This is a genomic window from Haloplanus rubicundus (genome assembly GCF_003342675.1).
Classification (GTDB): domain Archaea; phylum Halobacteriota; class Halobacteria; order Halobacteriales; family Haloferacaceae; genus Haloplanus; species Haloplanus rubicundus.
The window spans coordinates 593,420-612,478 of the sequence record NZ_CP031148.1; the positions used below are offsets into that span (position 1 = coordinate 593,420).

The 19,059-nt window shown below is 69.2% G+C and carries 21 protein-coding genes and 1 other RNA gene; 13 read left to right on the top strand and 9 right to left on the bottom strand.

Going from position 1 to position 19,059, the window contains the following annotated elements:
* Nucleotides 1-129: 129 nt before the first annotated feature.
* The 5 genes from DU484_RS03810 to DU484_RS03830 all read left to right on the top strand — a co-directional run bounded on the left by DU484_RS03810 (nt 130) and on the right by DU484_RS03830 (nt 3,354).
* Nucleotides 130-546: a DoxX family protein gene (locus tag DU484_RS03810; protein ID WP_114584869.1), complete on the top strand. Its 417-nt coding sequence runs from the start codon at nt 130-132 to the stop codon at nt 544-546.
* 123 nt (nt 547-669) lie between these two features.
* Nucleotides 670-1,173 carry a DUF6789 family protein gene (locus DU484_RS03815; RefSeq protein WP_114584870.1) on the top strand — a complete coding sequence of 168 codons (504 nt, stop codon included), beginning with the start codon at nt 670-672 and terminating at the stop codon, nt 1,171-1,173.
* Between the two features lie 59 nt (nt 1,174-1,232).
* A complete protein-coding gene (locus tag DU484_RS03820) occupies nt 1,233-1,640 on the top strand; it encodes a hypothetical protein (RefSeq protein WP_114584871.1) in 408 nt (135 codons plus the stop codon).
* 15 nt (nt 1,641-1,655) lie between these two features.
* Entirely contained in the window at nt 1,656-3,014 is a 1,359-nt protein-coding gene (locus tag DU484_RS03825) for an NAD(P)/FAD-dependent oxidoreductase (protein ID WP_114605154.1), read from the top strand.
* Between the two features lie 4 nt (nt 3,015-3,018).
* Nucleotides 3,019-3,354, top strand: a complete 336-nt coding sequence (locus DU484_RS03830; protein ID WP_316043101.1) for a DUF7410 domain-containing protein — start codon at nt 3,019-3,021, stop codon at nt 3,352-3,354.
* 10 nt (nt 3,355-3,364) lie between these two features.
* On the opposite strand, the gene DU484_RS03835 is transcribed toward DU484_RS03830, so the two are convergent.
* From DU484_RS03835 to coxB, 6 genes are read right to left on the bottom strand one after another with little or no spacing between them, the layout of a single operon-like run.
* The gene (locus DU484_RS03835) at nt 3,365-3,562 is read right to left on the bottom strand and encodes a hypothetical protein (protein WP_114584873.1); all 198 of its coding nucleotides are present in this window, start codon (nt 3,560-3,562) and stop codon (nt 3,365-3,367) included.
* 46 nt (nt 3,563-3,608) lie between these two features.
* The gene (locus tag DU484_RS03840) at nt 3,609-3,809 is read right to left on the bottom strand and encodes a hypothetical protein (RefSeq protein ID WP_114605155.1); all 201 of its coding nucleotides are present in this window, start codon (nt 3,807-3,809) and stop codon (nt 3,609-3,611) included.
* Nucleotides 3,806-4,078, bottom strand: coding sequence for a zinc ribbon domain-containing protein (locus tag DU484_RS03845; protein ID WP_114584875.1), 273 nt, complete (start codon nt 4,076-4,078; stop codon nt 3,806-3,808). Before DU484_RS03845 ends, DU484_RS03840 begins: the two co-directional genes overlap by 4 nt.
* Nucleotides 4,079-4,082: 4 nt before the next feature.
* Nucleotides 4,083-4,343, bottom strand: a complete 261-nt coding sequence (locus tag DU484_RS03850; protein WP_114584876.1) for a cytochrome C oxidase subunit IV family protein — start codon at nt 4,341-4,343, stop codon at nt 4,083-4,085.
* A complete protein-coding gene (locus DU484_RS03855) occupies nt 4,340-6,832 on the bottom strand; it encodes a cbb3-type cytochrome c oxidase subunit I (RefSeq protein ID WP_114584877.1) in 2,493 nt (830 codons plus the stop codon). Before DU484_RS03855 ends, DU484_RS03850 begins: the two co-directional genes overlap by 4 nt.
* A gap of 5 nt (nt 6,833-6,837) precedes the next feature.
* Nucleotides 6,838-7,602, bottom strand: a complete 765-nt coding sequence (gene coxB, locus DU484_RS03860) for a cytochrome c oxidase subunit II (RefSeq protein WP_114584878.1) — start codon at nt 7,600-7,602, stop codon at nt 6,838-6,840.
* Between the two features lie 101 nt (nt 7,603-7,703).
* Here coxB and DU484_RS03865 point away from each other — a divergent pair, with 101 nt between their 5' ends.
* The 4 genes from DU484_RS03865 to DU484_RS03880 all read left to right on the top strand — a co-directional run bounded on the left by DU484_RS03865 (nt 7,704) and on the right by DU484_RS03880 (nt 13,910).
* A complete protein-coding gene (locus DU484_RS03865) occupies nt 7,704-8,810 on the top strand; it encodes a DoxX family protein (RefSeq protein ID WP_114605156.1) in 1,107 nt (368 codons plus the stop codon).
* Between the two features lie 102 nt (nt 8,811-8,912).
* Nucleotides 8,913-11,255 (top strand): methyl-accepting chemotaxis protein, encoded by a 2,343-nt coding sequence (locus tag DU484_RS03870; protein ID WP_187347760.1) that lies wholly within the window; start codon nt 8,913-8,915, stop codon nt 11,253-11,255.
* Complete coding sequence (locus DU484_RS03875; RefSeq protein WP_114584881.1) at nt 11,252-11,980, top strand: bacteriorhodopsin; 729 nt, start codon at nt 11,252-11,254, stop codon at nt 11,978-11,980. Before DU484_RS03870 ends, DU484_RS03875 begins: the two co-directional genes overlap by 4 nt.
* Nucleotides 11,981-11,999: 19 nt before the next feature.
* A complete protein-coding gene (locus tag DU484_RS03880) occupies nt 12,000-13,910 on the top strand; it encodes a hybrid sensor histidine kinase/response regulator (RefSeq protein WP_114605158.1) in 1,911 nt (636 codons plus the stop codon).
* On the opposite strand, the gene DU484_RS20595 is transcribed toward DU484_RS03880, so the two are convergent.
* Nucleotides 13,907-14,506 carry a 2Fe-2S iron-sulfur cluster-binding protein gene (locus DU484_RS20595; protein ID WP_114584883.1) on the bottom strand — a complete coding sequence of 200 codons (600 nt, stop codon included), beginning with the start codon at nt 14,504-14,506 and terminating at the stop codon, nt 13,907-13,909. The two genes, DU484_RS03880 and DU484_RS20595, sit on opposite strands and share 4 nt — an antisense overlap.
* Before the next feature lie 189 nt (nt 14,507-14,695).
* Here DU484_RS20595 and DU484_RS03890 point away from each other — a divergent pair, with 189 nt between their 5' ends.
* Nucleotides 14,696-14,878, top strand: a complete 183-nt coding sequence (locus DU484_RS03890) for a hypothetical protein (protein ID WP_222844876.1) — start codon at nt 14,696-14,698, stop codon at nt 14,876-14,878.
* A gap of 97 nt (nt 14,879-14,975) precedes the next feature.
* Here the strand turns inward: DU484_RS03890 and gnd are convergent, their stop codons facing one another.
* On the bottom strand, nt 14,976-15,869 hold the full coding sequence (gene gnd, locus DU484_RS03895) for a phosphogluconate dehydrogenase (NAD(+)-dependent, decarboxylating) (RefSeq protein ID WP_114584885.1): 894 nt from the start codon (nt 15,867-15,869) through the stop codon (nt 14,976-14,978).
* An 87-nt stretch (nt 15,870-15,956) separates the two neighbouring features.
* Between gnd and DU484_RS03900 the strand changes: the two genes are divergently transcribed.
* Nucleotides 15,957-17,051, top strand: a complete 1,095-nt coding sequence (locus DU484_RS03900) for an aminopeptidase (RefSeq protein WP_114605159.1) — start codon at nt 15,957-15,959, stop codon at nt 17,049-17,051.
* On the top strand, nt 17,048-17,803 hold the full coding sequence (locus DU484_RS03905) for a glycerophosphodiester phosphodiesterase (protein WP_262342840.1): 756 nt from the start codon (nt 17,048-17,050) through the stop codon (nt 17,801-17,803). The genes DU484_RS03900 and DU484_RS03905 overlap by 4 nt, the downstream gene beginning before the upstream one ends.
* A gap of 10 nt (nt 17,804-17,813) precedes the next feature.
* Here the strand turns inward: DU484_RS03905 and rnpB are convergent.
* An RNA gene (gene rnpB / locus DU484_RS03910) (RNase P RNA component) lies at nt 17,814-18,199 on the bottom strand.
* 195 nt (nt 18,200-18,394) lie between these two features.
* Between rnpB and DU484_RS03915 the strand changes: the two genes are divergently transcribed.
* Nucleotides 18,395-18,997 carry a TIGR00296 family protein gene (locus DU484_RS03915; RefSeq protein WP_114584888.1) on the top strand — a complete coding sequence of 201 codons (603 nt, stop codon included), beginning with the start codon at nt 18,395-18,397 and terminating at the stop codon, nt 18,995-18,997.
* Nucleotides 18,998-19,059 lie beyond the last annotated feature (62 nt).

The following is a 19,059-nucleotide window of genomic DNA, read 5'->3' on the forward strand; positions in this document are numbered from 1 at the left end:
ATCGACGCCACCCGGTAACACCAATGTCAGATAACGTATATGTGTGGTGGAGGGCTACGAGAATACGATGATCGAACCGATCACCGCCGACGTATCGCTTCCGACCCACGCCGCCGAGGAGGGGGTCTGATGGCCTTCGACACCGCCGGCGCGGGCCTCGCCTTTCTGCTCGCGCGCGTCCTCTTCGGCGCCGTCTTCGCCTTCACGGGGCTGAATCACTTCCTCGACGCGGAGGGGATGATCGGCTACGCGCAGGCGAAGGGCATCCCGATGGCGTCGCTCGGCGTCCCCGTGTCCGGTGGTATGCTGATCGCCGGTGGGCTGGGCATCGCTCTCGGCGTCTACCCCACCATCGCGGCGGGTGCCGTCGCCGTCTTCCTCGTCGCGGCCACGCCGACGATGCACGACTTCTGGAACGCGCCCGAGGAGCAGCGGCAGGGCGAGTTCAACAACTTCCTGAAGAACGTCGCCCTCCTCGGCGCCGCCCTCGGGTTCCTCGTGCTCGCGAGCGAGGCGTGGCCGCTGGCGGCCAACGTCGGCCTGTAGTCGCCCCCGAACATAATCGGCCACGACCGTCCCTGCCGGCCGAAGCGCGCGTCTCCGGCCCTCTCGACGGCCGAAACGTTAAAATACCAACATTTTTCCCGAACGGAAGATAATTATGAATTTATGGGTGAAGGATCGCGACAGCCGGCGGCCGTCGAAGAACCGGCACTCGGGGAGTCCGGAGAACCGCTGACGCTGCGGAGCGTCGCGAGCGCGTTCGTGGGCGGGCTCGCGGGCATCGTCGTGATGTCGCCGCTGATCGCGGGCGTTCCGATTCTCCTCGGTGTCTTCCGACTCGACTCGCTCGCGCGCTTCGCCGACTTCGTCATCTCGCAGGCGGACGCGGTGCTGGGACTGCTCTTTTTCGTCGCCGGTGGCGTCGTCGTCCTGCCGCTCTTTTTCCTCGTCACGGCGACGTTCCTCCCACCCCGTGAACCACGCTACCTGCGCGGAGCCACCATCAGCTCCCTCTTTTGGATCGCGTTCGTCTACATCTTCTGGCCCGGCGCGGGCGTGGTCGTCGACGCGACGTTCCTCGTCGTCACGCTGGTATCACACTGGATTTACGGCGCCGTTCTCGGCCTCGTCATGCAGCGACTCACCGGGATTCCGGAACACGACGTTTGAGGCGATCCCCACCCGAACTTTCTTGTCAATTCATAATAAATACCACATGGTGAACACCGATGGTGGCCCAAGACTTCCTGCTCGTCTCCGTCGTGACGGGACTGCTCGTCGTCGTCGCCGCCGTGGGCGTCGCTCGACTCCGACGGCGTGAGGCGATCCCTCGTCCCTCCGGTCGCGGCGTGCCGGCGCTCGACGCGGAGGTAGCTGGCACCGACGACCGAACCGACGCCGTCGGCCTCGCCATCGTCGTCGTTTTGCTCCTCGCTCTCGGCGCCGCCACCGTCGTCGACCCCCTCACATTGCTCTTTCTCCTGTTCGCGCTCGTGGTGGTCGGCTTCTTCTCGTGGGGCATCTACGCGCTGGCTCGCGTTCGTGGCCTCGCCACGGCCCACGCCGTCGGACTGAGCGTGTGGCTGTTCGGCGCCGTCCTGATCGGCGTCGTCGCGGTCCGACTCCTGCTCGCGTGAGCCGTCGCGCACACGATGATCGCCCCCCACGAACCGGTCGTCCTCCACGTCGGCGGGCTGAGCGACGCCGTCGCCGCGACGCCCGTGCCGTCGTGGCTCACCGTCCTCACCGGCGGCGTCCTCGTCGGCGCCTCCTTCCTGTTCGTCAGCCTGCTGACCGATCACGAGGCCATCCGTACCGTCAACGCCTTCGGCGTCTCCCTCCCCGTGCCCGCTATCCTCCGCCGTCCCGTCGCGGCGTCGCTCTCGGCGGCCGGGCTCCTCGTCCTCGTCGTCGTCCTCGTCGCCGGCACCCTCGGTCCTCCGACGCCGACGGCGAACCTCGGAGTGCTCGTGGTCTGGGTCGGCTGGTGGGCGGGCTACGCGATGTCGACGTATCTCGTCGCGAACTCCTGGCCCGCGGTGAATCCCTGGCGGACGCTCGCCCGACTCCGTGCGGGCTCGGCCGGCCGCCGCCCCCCGCGACGCTACGGCGCGTGGCCGAGCGTCGGCTTCCTGCTCGCCCTGGTGTGGATAGAGGTCGTCACCCCCCTCGCGTCGAACCCGCGGGCGCTCGTCGCGTTCGTCCTCGCCTACACGGCGGTCACGCTCGCGGGCGCGGCCCGGTACGGCGTCGACCCGTGGTTCGACCGCGTCGATCCGATTTCGCGCGTGTTTCGGCTCTACGGTCGGGTCGCCCCGATTCGGCCCGCGTCGGCGGACGGCGGCCTCCGGCTTCGGCTCCCCGGCGCCGCGCTCACCGAGCCGCGGCCGGCGCCCCCCGGGTCGACGGCGTTCGTCGTCGCGCTCCTCTGGGTGACGACGTTCGACGGCCTCGTGGCGACGCCGGCGTGGAACGCGTTCGCCCGCCCGCTCCTCTCGCCGGTCGTCCCCGTCGGCCCCGCCGGACAGGTCGTCGTGGCGGCGTTCTACCTCGCCGCCCTCCTCGTCGGCTTCGGCACCTTCCTCGTCGCCTATCGGCTCGCCGCCGACCGCTCCCGGGCGACGGTCGACAGCTTGCTGACCCCCGCCGCCATCGAACGGCGACTCGCCCCGTCGCTGCTCCCCATCGCCGCCGGCTACCACGTCGCTCACTTCCTCGGCTACGCCCTCACGCTGTCGCCGGCGCTGGTGGCGGCCCTCGTCGATCCGTTCGGCGCCGGCGCCGCTCGGGTCGCCGTCTTGCCGCCGTGGTTCGGTACGCTCCAACTCGGCTTCGTCGTCGTCGGCCACCTCCTCGCCGTGTGGGTGGCCCACGCGCTCGCGATGGACCTCTTCCCGGGCGTGCTCCGCCCCATCCGGAGCCAGTATCCGTTCGTCGTCGTCATGGTCGGCTACACCATGACGGGCGCGTGGGTCGTCGGCCAGCCGACCGTTACCCCGGCATTCTTGTGACACGATGACGTATCACGAACGGATGCTCCCGGGCGCCGATCATCGGGACGCGGGCGAGTGGCCACCCCCCGAGACCCGCGTCCGCGCCGACGAGACGGTGGCCGCCGCCTGCCCGCACTGCGGGCGTCCCTTCGCCACCCGCGAGGCCCGCGACCTGCACGTCGGCGACCGACACGCCGACGCGTGCTCGGCCGCCGAGTGCGACGCCTACGAGGCCGCCCGCGACGACGAGCGCGAGACCCTCTTTTACTTTCATCTGCGGGTCGTGGCGGCGCTCGGCGTCCTCTACGCGGTCACCGTCCTCCTGTACATGGTCGCGCTGGGCGGCGGGGTCCTGTAACGCGGTGGCCTCACCCCTCCTCGGCCGTCGCCGGCGTCCCCGCCCGCGCGATGGCGGCCGTGAGTCCCCCCACGGCGAGGAGGGCGAGGACGCCGCCCGCGGGGATCAGATACCCGACGCCGTCGAAGAACTCGCCCGCGAGCAACGCGGCGACGCCGACGGTCAGCAGGACGAGCACGCCCGCGTACGCGGCCGCTGACTGTACCATGCTAGCACAGTACGCGGCCGAGCGGAATAAAGGAACGGTGCCCACGCTACTCCGGACGTCGCGAGCCGGTCAGGCTCGCCCCGAACACGAAGGCGGCCACGCCGACGCCGGCCACTCCGCCGGCGACGACGACGAGCGGATCGGCGAGCCCCGTCCCCGCGGTGCGGGCCGTCGCCACCCCGATTCCGACGCCCATCGGCAGGCCGAACAACACCGCCCACCCCGCACGCTCCCGGATGCTCGTCATCGGCGCACCCGCCGTGGCGGGAGCCGCCCGGCACAGCGCCCGCAGTAGTCGTACGCGTCGTCGACGGGGGTTCCACAGTGGGGACAGACCGGTTCGCGCTCGCGCGCCGTGGGCCGCACGCCGGCGGTGCCGTAGGTCACGTACCCCCGTCCCGGCGACGGGCGCGGTTCGTCGCCGTCGAGTTCGACGTGGCGCGAGAGATACGCCACCAGCGGGAGCTGTGCGAGGGGGATGCCGACCAGCGCGACGACGGCGAGTGGGGAGAGCACGGGGTCAGGTGACCGAGTACGTCGCGGCGACGGTCAACGCGAGCGCCGCGAGCAGTCCCATCCCGACGAGATACGTGAGCGACCGTGGCTCCCACCGGAGGTGCTGGTAGTAGCCCGCGACGATGACCGCCTTCACGAACGATAGGACCATGATGATCCCCAGCGCCCGCCCGTAGGACAGGTCTGCGCCCTCGACGAGCACCTGTACGGTCGCCGAGACGAACAGGACGACGTAAATCGCGGTGTAGAGTTTGAGTCGGGTCATAGGATGTAAAACAGGGGGAACAGGAACAGCCACACGATGTCGACGAAGTGCCAGTACAACCCGAACCCCTCGATCGGCGCGTCGTCGTCGAGGTACGCCCCCCGCCACGCCCGCGGGATCATGTAGGCCACGATCACGAGGCCGGTGATGACGTGTGCGGCGTGCAGCCCGGTGGTCAGGAAGAACGTCGACGCGCGGACGTTCGACGCGAGACCGATCCCCTCGTGGAACAGGTGACTCCACTCGATGGCCTTGTTCCCGAGGAACCCGACGCCGAGGACGAGCGTCGTCACCAGGCTGGCGACGACGCCGTGGCGACTCCCGCGTTCGGCGGCCTCCAGCGCGAGCACGACGGCGAAACTGCTCGTCAACAGGAGATACGTGTTGATCAGTCCGGGCGTGACGTTCTCCGGAATCGGCTCCCACCCCGTCCACCCCATCGAGAACCGGAGGAAGACGTAGGCGCCGATGAAGGCGCCAAAGAGCACCACGTCCGACGCGAGGAATATCCAGATCCCCGTCTTGACGTTGTCGACGCCGCCGAACGGCCAGCTCTCGCCGAACGGGCCGCTCGGTCCGTGGAACCGCTCGCGGGCCATCCCGACGAGCGTCGCGAGCGTGGCGGCGAGGCCGACGCCCGTCGCGGCCGCGTAGACGTAGCCGGCCGTCCCTGCCGGCACCTCGCCACCCTGAATCCCCGAGAGGCCGAAAAAGAGGAGCAGCGCCGCGACGCCGACCCCGAACGGCCAGATGCTCGCGTGGCTCGGGCCGTCGTCGTGACCGTGGGCCGTCGCGCGGGCGGTGCCGCCGTCGGTCACCCCGCCGCCGGCGCCCTCGCTCCGGAATCGCAGGCTTCCGTCGCCGTAGCTCGGCAGCCCCGGGTAGTTCTCCAGCGGCGGCGGCGACGGCACCGCCCACTCCGCCGTCGACGAGTAGTCCCACGGGTTGTCGCTCGCCCGCTCGCCCGCGTACGCCGAGACGATCAGGTTGTAGAACATGATCAGGAAGGAGGCGCCGAAGACGACGGCGCCGACGGTGGCGAGCTGGTGCCACGGCGTCATCCCGGTCTCGTACTCGAACACCCGCCGTGGCGTCTCCCAGGCGACGAACATCGGGAAGTAGAGGAGGTTGAAACCGACGAAATACACCGCGAAGTGGAGCTTACCGAGGAACTCGTCGTACATCCGGCCGGTGATCTTCGGATACCAGTAGTAGAGGCCGCCGATCAGGGCTGTCACCCCGCCGACCATCACGTAGTGGAAGTGCGCGACCACCCAGTAGGTGCCCCGGAACTCGTAGTCGAGGACGACGGCGCCGAGGAAGACGCCGGTGATGCCGCCGACGATGAAGAGAAGCAGGCCGCCGAAGGAAAAGAGGAAGGGCGTCTCGAACCGGATGCGCCCCTTGACCATGGTGTAGATGAGCGCGAACACCATCAGGTCGAAGGGCAGCGAGATGCCGATGGTGGTCGCCATAAAGAGCGTCTTGATCTGGAGGTTGATGCTCGTCAGGAACATGTGATGCATCCAGACGATGAAGCTCTGGAGGGCGACGAGTACCATGGCAGCGATGAACCACTTGCGACCGACGAGCCGTCGCCCCGTGAACGTCTGGAACGTCTCGGCCATCACGCCCACCGCCGGGAAGAACACGATGTAGACCTCCGGGTGGCCGAAAAACCAGAACAGATGCGTCCACAGGAGCGACCCGTTCGCCGCCTCCGTCGCGAAGTACGTCGTCCCGAGGAGTCGATCCGACGAGAGGATCAGGAGGGCGGCCAGGAGCGCGGCGAAGGCGAACAGCATCATCCAGACCGTCAGCAGGATGGTCCAGGTAAAGAGCGGGAGGCGCCGGAGCGTCAGCCCCTCGGCTCGCATGCGGTGAATCGTCGTCAGGAAGTTCACCGACCCGACGGTCACCGAGACGACGAAGAGCGTGAGTGCGAGGATGGCCGCACTGCCGCCGACGCTGGGGGTGAACGTCGGCAGGTTCAGCGGCGCGTACATCGTCCACCCGCCGGCGAACGACCCGCCCTGGAAGAAGGAGACGCCGAGGAGGATGCCGGAGGCGAGGTAGAGCCAGTAACTCAGCGCGTTCAGCCGCGGGAAGGCCAGGTCCTTCGCCCCGATCTGGAGCGGGACGACGTAGTTCGCGAAGCCGAAGGCGAAAGGCGAGAGGAACCAGAACACCATCACCAGTCCGTGGACGGAGACGGCCTGATTGTACGCGAGCGCGGAGAGTGGGCCGGTTCCCGGCGCACGTGGCACCCACAACTGCGCCCGCATTAGCAGTGCGAGGACGCCACCCATCACGAGAAAGAGCAGCGACGTGACGAGATAGAGGATGCCGACGTCCTTGTGATTCGTCGTGACGAACCAGCGCTTGAGCGACTCTTTCGGCGGGAAAGAGTGATCCTCGCTCACCTCGTCGTGGACCACGCCCCCGTCGGATCGCGCGTTCGCAGTCGTGTCGGTGTCGGATTCTGACATGGGTGTCACGGGTTGATTCGACCGCTCGCCACTGCACTCGCGTTCCCCTCGACCGTCGCGTTCGCACCGGTCGTGTCATCGCTCCCGTTCGCGTACCACTGCCGGTAGGCGTCTGGCTCCATCACCCGCACCGTGGCGTCCATGTAGGAGTGGGCGGCGCCACAGAGTTCGTAACAGTGTGCCTGATACGTCCCCGTCTCCTCGGCGACGAACCACGTCTCGGTCCGCTGGCCGGGGATAGCGTCGGCCTTCGCGCGAAGCTCCGGCACCCCGAAGTTGTGGAATACGTCCGCGGAGGTCACCTGCAACCGCACGCGCCGGTCCTCCGGGACGCGGAGCGTCCCCTGCACCGACCGACCGTCGGGATATATGAACTCCCAATAGAACTGGTGGCCGACGACCCGAATCTCCAGCGGCTCCTCCTCTGCCACCGGTTCCGGGTCCTCCACGTAGAGGAGCGTGAAGTAGGTCCACGTGATCAGCGAGACGACGATGACGGCGCTGAGCGCGAGGGAGACGAACAGCTTCCGGCCGCCGCCGCCGCCGGTCGGTAGCTCGCCGACCTGTGGTCGGTCACGGTCGTCGGCCCGCTCCGCCGCCGCCCGATACCGGTACGCCTTGTGCAGCATGTACGCGATGACGACGACGCCGACGAGCGTCCCGAGAATCAGAAAGACGACGTAAATCTCCCGAAAAATCTCCGAGCGTGCCCCTCGCGGAACGAGCGAGGGCTGGAGAAGCACCCGCACGGGTACGACACGAGGTGACATGTGACGTAATGACATCACCATTGACATTATAGATTATTAAACATTTTGCTCGGGATACCTCTGGCGAGTTTTTAATATCGGCGATTACCTCATTCGAAATAATGAACCTTGAACGGTTGTATGGTGCCACGGTGGGGGCGCTCGTCGGGGTCGTCGTCGTGTCGACGCCCGTCGTGGCCCACGTCGACTACGTGACCGAAGGCGACGGTTCCGGCCCCGGCGTCGTCGACTTCCTCGTCACCGTGCTCTCGGACCCTCTCAACCTCGCCCTCCTCGCCGCTGGCGGGACGGGCGTGACCGTCGCGACGCTCGGGTGGCTCCGCTACGGCGACCACCTCGCGGACGTGACGGTGACCCGGCGGACGCTGCGCTCCTATCAGCCGTATCTGGGCTGGCTGTTGCGCCTCGCGACCGGGTTGCCCCTGATGGGCGCCGGCTTCGGCGGCTACTTCTTCTCGCCCGTCGTGAGCGTCGAGGCGCGTCTCGTCCAGATCACCCTCGCCTTCCTCCTCCTGTTCGGCCTGGCGACGCGGCTGGCGGCGCTCGCCGGCCTGCTCACCTACGCCGTCGGGCTGGCGACGCATTTCCCGACGCTCCTGCTCAGTTCGGAGTACGTCGCCGGGTTCCTCGGCATCCTCGTCGTCGGCCCAGGACAGCCGAGCGCCGACCTCCTGTTCCGGCGACTGGTGCTCACCGACGGAACGATCATGAGCCGCTTCCGGGGTATGACGACCGTCTCGGACCTCCTCTCCGGACTCGGCATCGAGAAATCCGTCGCCCCCCTCCTCATCCGGGTCTTCCTCGGCCTCAACTTCGCCTACCTCGGCGTGACCGAGAAGTGGCTCGACCCCGGCCGGGCACTCCAGGTCGTCGAGAAGTACGACCTCACTGCGGTCGCCCCCGTCGCTCCCGAGATGTGGGTGTTCGGCGCGGGGCTGGGCGAACTCGCCGTCGGCTTGCTCATCCTGACCGGCCTGTTCACCCGGAGCGCCGCGGGCGCCGGCTTCCTCATTCTCACCACCACCCTCTTTGGCCTCCCCGACGATCCGGTGCTCGCCCACGTCACTCTCTTCGGCCTCACCTCCGCCCTCCTGATCACCGGCAGCGGACCGCTCGCCCTCGACCGGACCGTCGTTCCCGCGTTGCGCGCACGCATCGGTCGGACCCCGACCGACGCCGACGCCGAGGTGACGACCACCGCCGACTGAACGACCGGCCACGGCTGCCGCCCCGACCGCCGTTCCTGATTATCAGTCACTATACTTGGGGGGATGCGATTATTAAATGGTGGACAAAAATCGGCACCAGGCATGGGTATTCCCTTTCTGAACCGCATCCGGGAGCGGTACGGACTCAAACTCGCGGTGGCGTTTACCGCGGTCCTGCTGTTGACCGTCGGGGTCGGGACCGTCGTGAGCGCCGACGCGTCCACACAGCTACGCGACGACGTCGAGAGTCACATGATCGGGACGGCGGATCAGCGGGCCGACCGTCTCGACACTTGGTTGACGGGTGTGACGACGCAAGCCCGCGTCGCGTCGGACCATCCGGCGCTCCGCAGCGACGACCGGGCGGCGGTCACGGCGTATCTCGACGAACTGGCGAGCGACGACCGGGCGCCGCCCGGCGTCGTCGCCACCCACTACGTCGACGCCGACACCGGCGAAATCGTCACGAGTTCCGACCCGGACCTCGTGGGCGTCGACGCCCGCGCACAGGGCGCTCCCTTCGCCCAGGAGCGCGTCTCCTTCTCGGGGGCGAGCGACGTCCTCGTCACCGATCCCTTCCGTCCGTCGGTCGTCGACTTCACGACCGTCGCCGTCGCGACGCCGGTCGACGGCCGGAGCGACCGACTGCTCGTCTACATGGTCAACTTCGAACGACAGGTCGGCGCCTTCGCCGGGACCGAGGGCGAGAGCGAGACGGTCGTCGTCGGCGCCGACGGCACGCTCATCGCCCATCCGAACGCGGACCTGATCGGCTCGACGGTCGACGGGACCGAGACGGTCGTCCCTGCCTCGGCGTTCGAGGGGGCGACCTTCCAGCAGACCGACGGTGAGGCCGTCGCGGCGGCGCCGATGGAGACGACCGACTGGGCGGTCGTGGTCTCACAGCCCGCGTCGGCGGCCTTCGCCGTCCAGCGTGCGGTCGTCTCCGGCATCGTCGGCCTCATACTCGTCTCCGTCGTCAGCCTCGCGCTGATCGGCGTCACGATCGGAAGCCGGACGACGCTCTCCCTGCGCCGCCTCTCCGGGAAGGCCGAGGCGATGGCCGACGGCGACCTCGACGTGGATCTGACGACCGGCCGTACCGACGAAATCGGGGGCCTCTACCGGGCGTTCGACGCGATGCGGGATTCCCTCCGTGAACGCATCACCGAGGCCGAGGAGGCGCTCTCGGAGGCCGAATCCGCCCGTGCCGAGGCGGAGGAGGCCCGCGCCGAAGCCGAGGCGGCCCGCGCCGAGGCCACGCGGACCAACGAGCGCCTCGAAGCCACCGCCGAGGCGTACGGCGAGGTGATGCAGGACGTGGCCGACGGCGACCTCACCCGGCGGATCGACGTGGACGACGCGGGTGGTGCGATGGCGACCGTCGGCGTCGCGTTCAACGACATGGTGTCGGCCATCGAGTCGACCATCGAGGACGTGAAGGCCTTCGGGTCGGAGGTGGCGAACGCGGCCGAGGCGGTCGACCGCAACGCCACCGACGTGATGACCGCGGGCGAGGAGATGAACGAATCCGTCGCGGAGATCGCCGACGGTGCCCGCACGCAGACCGAGAGCCTCCAGGACATGACCGGCGAGGTGAACGACCTCTCGGCTAGCGCCGAGGAGATTGCGGCGACCGTCGACACCGTCGCCGACACCTCCGAACGCGCCGCCGACGCCGGCGCCGACGGCCGCGCCGCCGCCGAGGCGGCGGTCGAGGAACTCGACGGCATCGAGGAGACGACCGAACACACCCAGGAGGAAGTCGAGGCACTCAAAGACGAGATGGCCGAAATCGGCGAAATCGTCGACGTCATCTCCGACATCGCCGAGCAGACCAATCTGCTCGCCCTCAACGCCTCCATCGAGGCTGCCCACGCCAACGGCGACGCGGGCGACGCCGACGGCTTCGCCGTCGTCGCCGACGAGGTGAAGAACCTCGCCGAGGAGACCAAAGAGTCCGCGAGCGAGATCGAAGCCCGGATCGAGTCGGTCCGTGAGCGGACCGAACAGGTCGTCGAGGGAACTCAGGAGACCGGACAGCGCGTCGCCGAGGGCGTCGAGACCGTCGAGGGAGCCATCGACGCGCTCGAACAGATCGCCGACTACGTCGAGGAGATCGACTCCAGCATCCAAGGCATCGCCGACGCCACCGACGGCCAGGCCGACTCCACCGAGCGCGTGGTCGAGAGCTTAGACGAGGTGGCGGCGATCAGCAAGCAGACCGCCGAGCAAGCCACCGACGTGACCGAGACGGCGGACCGACAGGAGCGGACCATCGCCGAGGTGGACGACGCGGCGGACGAACTCACCCGCCGGGCCGCCCGTCTCCGCGAACAGCTCGCCGACTTCGACGTCGGCGCGACCGACTCGCCGACCCCGGCCGCCCGTCAGCGGGCCGACGCGCTGGGTGACGGCGGCCGCGATACGGAGGGATACAGATGATCAGCACGGCAACGACGTGGGCAGCGGTCGGTGCCATCGGCATGGCGCTCGGAACGATTCCCCCGCTCTGGGGGCTGCGCAACGACCCCGCCCGCCGAACCCACTACCTCGCGCTCGCGGGCGTGACCGGCGTCGCCACCGTCGCCTACGCCCTCATGGCGTTCGACGTCGGGACGATCACCGCCTCGGGACGCGTCGTCTCGATCCCGCGGTACGTCGACTGGCTGATCACGACGCCGCTCATCCTGCTCTTTCTCGCGATGCTCGGCCGAACCGGCCGCGGGTCGGTCCTCCGACTCGTCGTCGCCGACGTCGTCCTCCTCCTGCTCGGCGGCATCGCCGTCGTCCTCACCGGCCCGATCCGCTGGGCGGTCTTCGCCGGCGGCGTCGTCTGCTTCGGCGTGCTGGTCTACGATCTCTACGTCCGGATTCCACGGCTGGCGACGTTCTCGAACGAGCGGACGCGCATCCTCTTCGTTACGCTCCGGAACCTCACCATCGCGCTGTGGACGCTCTACCCCGTCGTCTGGGTGCTGGCGCCGTCCGGGCTCGGGCTCCTCACCCGCGACATGGCGATGCTCGTGATCGCCTATCTCGACCTGATCAGCAAGGCGGCCTTCGTCGCCCTGGCGGTCGACGGGATGGACGCCATCGCCGACGCCGACCGGGCCGAGACCGGTGCCGTTAGGGTCGACGACGGCGACTCGACGCCGACGGCCGACTGACCGCCCTTTCGAGAACTCCATGTGCCAGCCGACCTCCGATCCGTCCGTCGACGCGCTGTACGTCGGCACCGACGCCGACGGGCTATCACGCGCCGACGACCGGCTGTCGGTCCGTCGGGCCACGACGGCGGGCGACGCGCTCGCCACCCTCGACGCCGATACGTCGGTCGACTGCGTCGTGAGCGAGGCGTCGCTCCCCGAGATGGGCGCCCTCGCCTTTTTCGAGGCGGTTCGGGACCTCTACGAGGACATCCCGTTCGTGCTCGTGGTCGGTCCGGACCCCGACGCGCTCGTCGGCGACGCCCTCGACGCGGGCGTCACCGACTGCGTCCGGGTCGCCGGCGCGACGGGACCCGACCTCCTCGCTCACCGGGTCCGCGCCACCGTCGAGCGCCATCGCACCGAATCTCGCCTCCGCGCCGAACGCGCCCAGTACCGCCAGCTCTTCGCGGACGCGCCCGTCATGTACGTCGTCTTCCGGAGCGTCGACGACGAACCGGTCATCGAGGACTGCAACGATCGCTTTCTCGATCGGCTCGGCTACGAACGCGACGACCTGCTCGACCGGTCGGTCTGGGACATCTACGCCGACGAGTCCATGGACCGCGCCGTCGACGGCTTCGACAGCGGGCGCCGGGGCACGTTCGGCCAGCAGGAGCGGACGCTCGTCGCCGTCGACGGGGAGCGCGTCGACACCCTCTTTCGCGCGAGCCCCCGCCTCGACGCGGCCGGCGACGTGATCGGCACCATCGGGCTGTACGTCGACATCACGGCCCAGAAGCGCCGCGAGCGGACGCTCGAACGGCTCCACGACGCCACGCGCAACCTGCTCCGGGCTGGAACCCACACGCAGGTGGCGGACATCGTCACTGACGCGGTACGGGACGTGCTCGGCTACCCGATGAACCTCGTCAGACTCGTCGACGGGGACGAACTCCACCCGGTCGCCATCACCGACGAGGCCGAGCGGCGACTCGGCGAGCGCCCCGTCTACCGGGTCGGCGAGGGCACCGCCGGACGCGCCTTCGACGAGGGGGAAACGCTGGTCTACGACGACGTTCGTGCGGTCGAGGACGGCTACGACCGCACGAACGCCCGCGCGTCGATGTTCGTCCCCATCGGCGACCACGGCGTCCTGAGCGTCGGCGACACCGAGGTCGGCACCTTCGACCGGCTGGATCGCCACCTCGCGGAGGTGTTCGCGGCCAACGCCGCGACGGCGCTGACGCTGCTCGACCGCACCCGTGATCTGGAGCGCCAGAACGAACGGCTGGAGGAGTTCGCGAGCGTCGTCTCCCACGACCTCCGCACGCCCCTGACGGTCGTCGAGGGTTCGCTCGAACTCGCCCGCGAGCGCTACGACGACGAGGACCTCGACCGCGCCGCCCGGTCGCTCGACCGCGCTTTCGACCTGATCGAGGAGCTGTTGGCCCTGGCCCGGACGGCGGACGCCGCCGACCGACGGCCGGTCGACGTCTCGGCGGTCGCCGAGGCGTGTTGGCGGACCGCCGACACGGACGGCGCGGCGCTCGTCGTCGAGAGCGACCCCACCGTCCGGGCTGACGAAGCCCGTCTCCGCCGACTGCTCGAGAACCTGTTTCGGAATTGCGTGGAACACGGTTCCACGAACAACCGGCGCGAAAGCGCCGGTGATAGTGTGGAGCACGGCTCCACTGATACTCCGCCTCCGCCCGAGGCCGACGACGACGTCACCGTCACCGTCGGCTCACTCCCCGACGGCTTCTACGTCGAGGACGACGGCCCGGGGCTTCCCGACGACGGCGACGTGTTCGAGGCGGGCTACACGACGGGGTCCGAGGGGACGGGGCTGGGGCTCGCCATCGTCGAGCGAATCGCGAGAGAACACGGGTGGTCGGTCGACGCCGTCGAGGCCGACGGCGGCGGCGCGCGCTTCGAGTTTCGAGATTAGGGCGCCTCGCCCGTCTCGATGGTGAAGTCGGCCTTCGGGTAGGCGACGCAGGTCAGCGTGTAGCCGTCGTCGAGTTCGTTGTCGTCGAGCATCTGCTGGTCGTCGTGGACGACGTAGTCCTCGGAGTTGCCCCCGGAGGTGATCTGGCCGGCACAGGAGACACACTGGCCCTGCCGGCAGGCGTAGGGCAGGTCCCACCCCTCGTCCTCGCCGGCTTCGAGCACCGTCTCGTTCTCCTTGACCTCGATGCTCGCGCCCTCCTTGGCGTACTCGATTTCGAAGACTTCGGCCTCGTCGTCGGACACGTCCCAGGGGCCGGCCTCCTCGGCCGCCTCGGCACCCCCTTCGAGTTCGGCGCCCTCCTCGTCGCCGGCGACGGCGCCGGCCGCGACGGCGCCACCACCGCCGGCGCCGATGGCGCGGTTCATCGGCTCCGGGAAGTCCGTCTCGGGCACCGACTCGGCCCGGCGTTCGAGTACTTCTTGGCTGATGTCGGTGGTGGGCGTCCATCCCGTCCCCTTCGATAGATGGAGCGCGACGGCGGTGAGCGTCAGGAGTGCCCCGATGCTCAGTCCCACCAGATTAACCTCGACCATGATCCACGGTTTGGATGCGGGGGTTAAGGGGATTGTGATTGTCGCGCCGTGACGAATGCGGCAGCTGTCCGCCGATCCCGTTCGAGTCACGTCGTCTCCCCGTCCACACCCCTCGCCGTCATTTGTGATTTCCCGGGTCACGTGACATTTTGTTACGGGTGTAGTGCATACACCGACACGTATGGGGTCTTGAACGAACACACCAAAACGGTTCACAAGCACGAAACCGGCGCACCGGACCTCCACACGGTCTGTGGTGCCACGTACCACCTCGAACCGGATCGACTGCGAACGATTCCGGTCAAGCGGGCGGTCGCCGAACACGACGCCGACAAATGCGGTCGATGCTTCGAGGGAGGGGCCGGCTACTGATACCGCCGTCCGACCCCAGTGGCTGAAACGGTCGCTCGCGTTCGACGGGCGCCGTGGCCACCGTCCGGGTTCGGCGGGGAGAGTAACTGACTTCGCTCTACTCCCGCCGAGCGACCTCGTGGCGACCGAACCCGTAGCGCAGGCGGTTTGCGAGCCGTCGCGAGAACCGCTCCCGACGCGAGCCGAACCGCTCGGCGAGCGCCTGGTGGATCAGCGGCACCGGCACCTCCTGTGCCAGCGCCTCCTGGACCGTCCACGTCCCCGTCGACCCGCCGGCGACGTGGTCGGCCACGTCGCCCAGATCCGACCCCTCCTCGCGGAACGCCTCCTCGCAGAGTTCGAGCAGCCACGACCGGATCACGGCGCCGTTGTTCCACGTCCGCGCCACTGCTTCGAGGTCGAGGTCGTACTGCCCCTCGTGGAGGAGTTCGAACCCCTCGCCGTAGGCCTGCATGAGCGCGTACTCGACGCCGTTGTGCACCATCTTCACGTAGTGGCCCGACCCCGCCACCCCCATCCGGTCGTGGCCGCCCGGTCCCGTCGCCACCGCGTCGAACACCGGCGTCAGTTCCTCGTAGGCGGCCTCCGGGCCGCCGACCATCAGCGAGAAGCCGAGGTCGGCGCCCGCGGGGCCGCCGCTCGTCCCGCAGTCGAGGTAGGCCGCGTCGGTCGACTCCGCCCGCCGGACCGAGTCCTCGAAGTGGGAGTTGCCGCCGTCGACGACGATATCGTCGCTGCCGAGGTGTGGCTCCAGTTCCTCCAGCGCGGCGTCAACCGCGTCGCCCGCGGGCACCATCAGCCAGATCCGCTTGTCGTCACCCAGTCGCTTCGCGAGGTCGGGGATCGAATCCGCGGGTTCGGCCCCGGCGTCCGCGGCCGCGGCCACCGACTCCTCGTCGATGTCGAACGCCACGACGTCGTGGCCCGCGTCGAGTACGCGGTCGACGACGATCCGTCCCATCCGCCCGAGTCCGACGACTCCGAGTTGCATGTCTCCGACTCCTGCGCGCCGGGAGGTAGTGGTTGCGGTCGCGACTGCGGGCGGCGCCCTTTTCCCCGCCCCCCGCCACGCCACCACATGGACGACCGCATCCGCGAGCACGCCCGGACGCTCGTCGACTGGAGCGCCCGCGTCGACCCCGGCGACGAGGTGGTGATGCGCGTCGCGGAGGGTGCCCACGACCTCGCCGTCGCCGTCGCCGCCGAACTCGGCACCCGCGGCGCGACCCTCGTCGCCACCTACGGCTCCGACGAGGTGCAACGCGCCTACCTCCGCGCCCACGACGGCGACTTCGCTCCCGCCGAGGCCGAACGCGCCCTCTACGACCGCGCCGACGTCTACCTCTCGCTCGGCGGCGGTCGCAACACCACCGCCACGGCCGACGTGCCCGGCGACGTACGGAGCGCCCACGCCCGTGCCCGTACCGACGCCCGCGAGGCCCGCATGGCGACCGACTGGGTGTCGACCGTCCACCCCACCCGCTCGCTCGCACAGGCCGCCGGCATGTCCTACGAGGCGTACGTGGACTTCGTCTACGACGCCGTCCTTCGCGACTGGGCGTCGCTGGCCGAGGAGATGGCGGGGCTGAAGGAGATCCTCGACGACGGCCGCGAGGTCCGAATCGTCGGTGAGGGGACGGACCTCACGCTCTCCATCGAGGGTCGCACCGCCGTCAACAGCGCCGCGAGCGTCGCCTACGACTCCCACAATCTCCCCAGCGGCGAGGTGTTCACCGCGCCGGCGACGGCCGAGGGCGAAGTCACCTTCGACGTACCCATCACGGTGCAGGGTCGTCGCCTCCGCGACGCCCACCTCGTCTTCGAGGACGGCGCGGTGGTCGATTTCTCGGCCGCGGCGGGCGAGGACGCCCTCGCGGACCTGCTCGCCACCGACGACGGCGCGAAACGGTTGGGGGAACTCGGCGTCGGCATGAACCGCGGTATCACCCGCCCCACGGACAACGTGCTCTTCGACGAGAAGATGGCCGGGACCGTCCACCTCGCGCTCGGGCGCTCGTACGACGCCTGCCTCCCCGCGGGCGAGTCCGGTAACGGGAGTGCGATCCACACCGACCTCATCACCCGGATGGGCGAGGGCTCCCGCCTCGTCGTCGACGGCGACGTGATCCAGCGGGACGGCCTGTTCCGGTGGGAGGACGGGTTCGAAGGGTGACGACGATCATCGCCCATCGGGGGTTCGCGGGCCTCAACCCCGAGAACACGGTCGGAGCGGTCCGGGCCGCGGCGGACCGGACCGACCGGGTCGAAGTCGACGTCGTCGCCTGCGCGGACGGGACGCCCGTCGTCTTCCACGACGCGCGGCTGGACGCCGAGGCGGACAGCCGCGGCGTCACCGACGGATCGGGTGCCGTCGCCGACCTGCCGTCCGCGGCCGTGACCGCCGCCGAGGTGCTCGAAAGCGGCCAGCGGGTGCCGACCCTCGACCGCCTCCTCGCCGAGACGGACGTGCCGCTCGACGTGGAACTCAAGCGCCCCGGCGCGGGGACGGGGCCACGCGGGTCGCTCCCGCCCGCCGACCGCGACGCCGCCCGCGAGCGCTGGCTCCCCTTCGTCGACCGGGTGCTCGACCTGATCGACGGTCGCGACGCTCGCTACTCCTCGTTCTTCGAGGGCGCCCTCGCCGCGGTCCGCGAACGGGACGCGTCGGCGGTGCTCGCGCCGCTCTGTACCGACCTCGACACGGGCCGGGCACTCGCCACCCGGTACGACGCCGGAGCGATCCACCCGTCGTTGGCGGCGGTGCGGGCCGCCGAGTCGGTGCCCGCCGACCGCACCGTCAACGTCTGGACGGTACGGACGTGGGTCGAAGCGCGCGCGGCGGTCGAGGCCGGCGCCGACGGCCTGATCGCCGACTATCCGGGGTTGACGCGGTGGATCGGCAAGGGGACGGGGAGTCGTGACTAGCCGTGTGAGCGGCTGAGAGGAGTAAGCCCCCTTCTGTTCGGCCCGGCATTCGGCTGAGCGTCCACCTCCGCGTCCGGACTACCTTGACGAGGCGGACTTGCACCGGTGAGGATTCGCCGTTCCATCCGTTCTCGACCGTCAGCGAGGCGCGTCGCGTCTCCCTGCTCGCGGCTTCGCCGCTCGCGTTCGGAGACGCGTAGCGTCTCCCGTCCCTCGGTGGGTCAACTCCCCTCGCTTGCGCTCGGGTTCGCACACCTCATCGGTCGGGTCGAGTGGTCTCGTTTCTGTTCCAGAGCCAGCCGTCTCCGACTCCGGGCTTGCGCCCGGTCACCCGTCCGGACGGTGGGGGGACTTTCCTCATGCCCGTGTGGGCACGGGGGCCGGGCTCTCTCTGCCGTCCGAAGATAGATCGGTCGCCCGAATAACACTGTCGGCTGGCGCCGTTTGGTGTCCGCCACCTGGGGTGCGATCATCGGCGTCGACGTACGGCCGGCAGCGTCCTCCGTTCGCCCGCCCGGTCGACCGGGAATTCCTCACGGTTTTGCCCGTCGGAAAGGAAGAGTTCAAGTCGGTTCGGAGCAACGTTGTCGTATGTCCGAGGCGCAGACGGTACACCTTTCTTACGACGACGGAGCCCGAGCGGTCGAACTGGCTCGTGAAGCCGTCGAGGCGTACGTGCTCCAGGGCCAGCGAGAACAGCCGGGAAGTATGCGTGACGCGTTCTACGCCCGCACGGGCGCGTTCGTCCGCATCACGTCGACCCGCGGCCGTGGACGGCTTCGCGGCTGTGCCGGCGCCTATCGTGGCTCCGACCAACTCGGCCACGCCATCGTCGACGCGGCCATCACCGCCGCCTCCGACGACTCCTGTGGCTCCGAAATCGAACCCCCGGAGCTCCAACATCTCAACATCTCCATCTGTGTCGTCTGCAATCACGTCCTCACCAACGACCCGCTGGCCGACCTGGAACTCGGCACCCACGGCGTCGCGCTCGACGCCGACGGCCAACACGCCTGGATGTACCCCACGCTTCCGGTCGAGAACGGCTGGAGCGAAGAGCAGTTCCTCACCCACGCCTGCCGGAAAGCCGGCCTCTCGCCGCTCGCCTGGCAGGACGACGACACCATGATCACCCTCTTCGAGGGACAGGTGTTCCGCGAGCGCCCCGAAGGCGGCTCCGTCGAGCAGCTGTAGGTCGCCGTTCGTCGCCGGGTGGCCCTCCGACTGGAATGTGGGAAAGGGACCGGAATCACGGG

Coding starts and splice junctions, on each gene's coding strand:
- DU484_RS03865 (WP_114605156.1), top strand. CDS start 7,704: ATGAACCTTGAACGGTTGTATGGTGCCACGGTGGGGGCGCTCGTCGGG.
- DU484_RS03840 (WP_114605155.1), bottom strand. CDS start 3,809: ATGACGAGCATCCGGGAGCGTGCGGGGTGGGCGGTGTTGTTCGGCCTG.
- DU484_RS03820 (WP_114584871.1), top strand. CDS start 1,233: ATGGTGGCCCAAGACTTCCTGCTCGTCTCCGTCGTGACGGGACTGCTC.
- DU484_RS03835 (WP_114584873.1), bottom strand. CDS start 3,562: ATGGTACAGTCAGCGGCCGCGTACGCGGGCGTGCTCGTCCTGCTGACC.
- DU484_RS03810 (WP_114584869.1), top strand. CDS start 130: ATGGCCTTCGACACCGCCGGCGCGGGCCTCGCCTTTCTGCTCGCGCGC.
- DU484_RS03900 (WP_114605159.1), top strand. CDS start 15,957: ATGGACGACCGCATCCGCGAGCACGCCCGGACGCTCGTCGACTGGAGC.
- DU484_RS20595 (WP_114584883.1), bottom strand. CDS start 14,506: ATGGTCGAGGTTAATCTGGTGGGACTGAGCATCGGGGCACTCCTGACG.
- DU484_RS03830 (WP_316043101.1), top strand. CDS start 3,019: ATGACGTATCACGAACGGATGCTCCCGGGCGCCGATCATCGGGACGCG.
- DU484_RS03855 (WP_114584877.1), bottom strand. CDS start 6,832: ATGTCAGAATCCGACACCGACACGACTGCGAACGCGCGATCCGACGGG.
- DU484_RS03915 (WP_114584888.1), top strand. CDS start 18,395: ATGTCCGAGGCGCAGACGGTACACCTTTCTTACGACGACGGAGCCCGA.
- gnd (WP_114584885.1), bottom strand. CDS start 15,869: ATGCAACTCGGAGTCGTCGGACTCGGGCGGATGGGACGGATCGTCGTC.
- DU484_RS03825 (WP_114605154.1), top strand. CDS start 1,656: ATGATCGCCCCCCACGAACCGGTCGTCCTCCACGTCGGCGGGCTGAGC.
- DU484_RS03870 (WP_187347760.1), top strand. CDS start 8,913: ATGGGTATTCCCTTTCTGAACCGCATCCGGGAGCGGTACGGACTCAAA.
- DU484_RS03875 (WP_114584881.1), top strand. CDS start 11,252: ATGATCAGCACGGCAACGACGTGGGCAGCGGTCGGTGCCATCGGCATG.
- DU484_RS03850 (WP_114584876.1), bottom strand. CDS start 4,343: ATGACCCGACTCAAACTCTACACCGCGATTTACGTCGTCCTGTTCGTC.
- DU484_RS03880 (WP_114605158.1), top strand. CDS start 12,000: ATGTGCCAGCCGACCTCCGATCCGTCCGTCGACGCGCTGTACGTCGGC.
- DU484_RS03815 (WP_114584870.1), top strand. CDS start 670: ATGGGTGAAGGATCGCGACAGCCGGCGGCCGTCGAAGAACCGGCACTC.
- coxB (WP_114584878.1), bottom strand. CDS start 7,602: ATGTCACCTCGTGTCGTACCCGTGCGGGTGCTTCTCCAGCCCTCGCTC.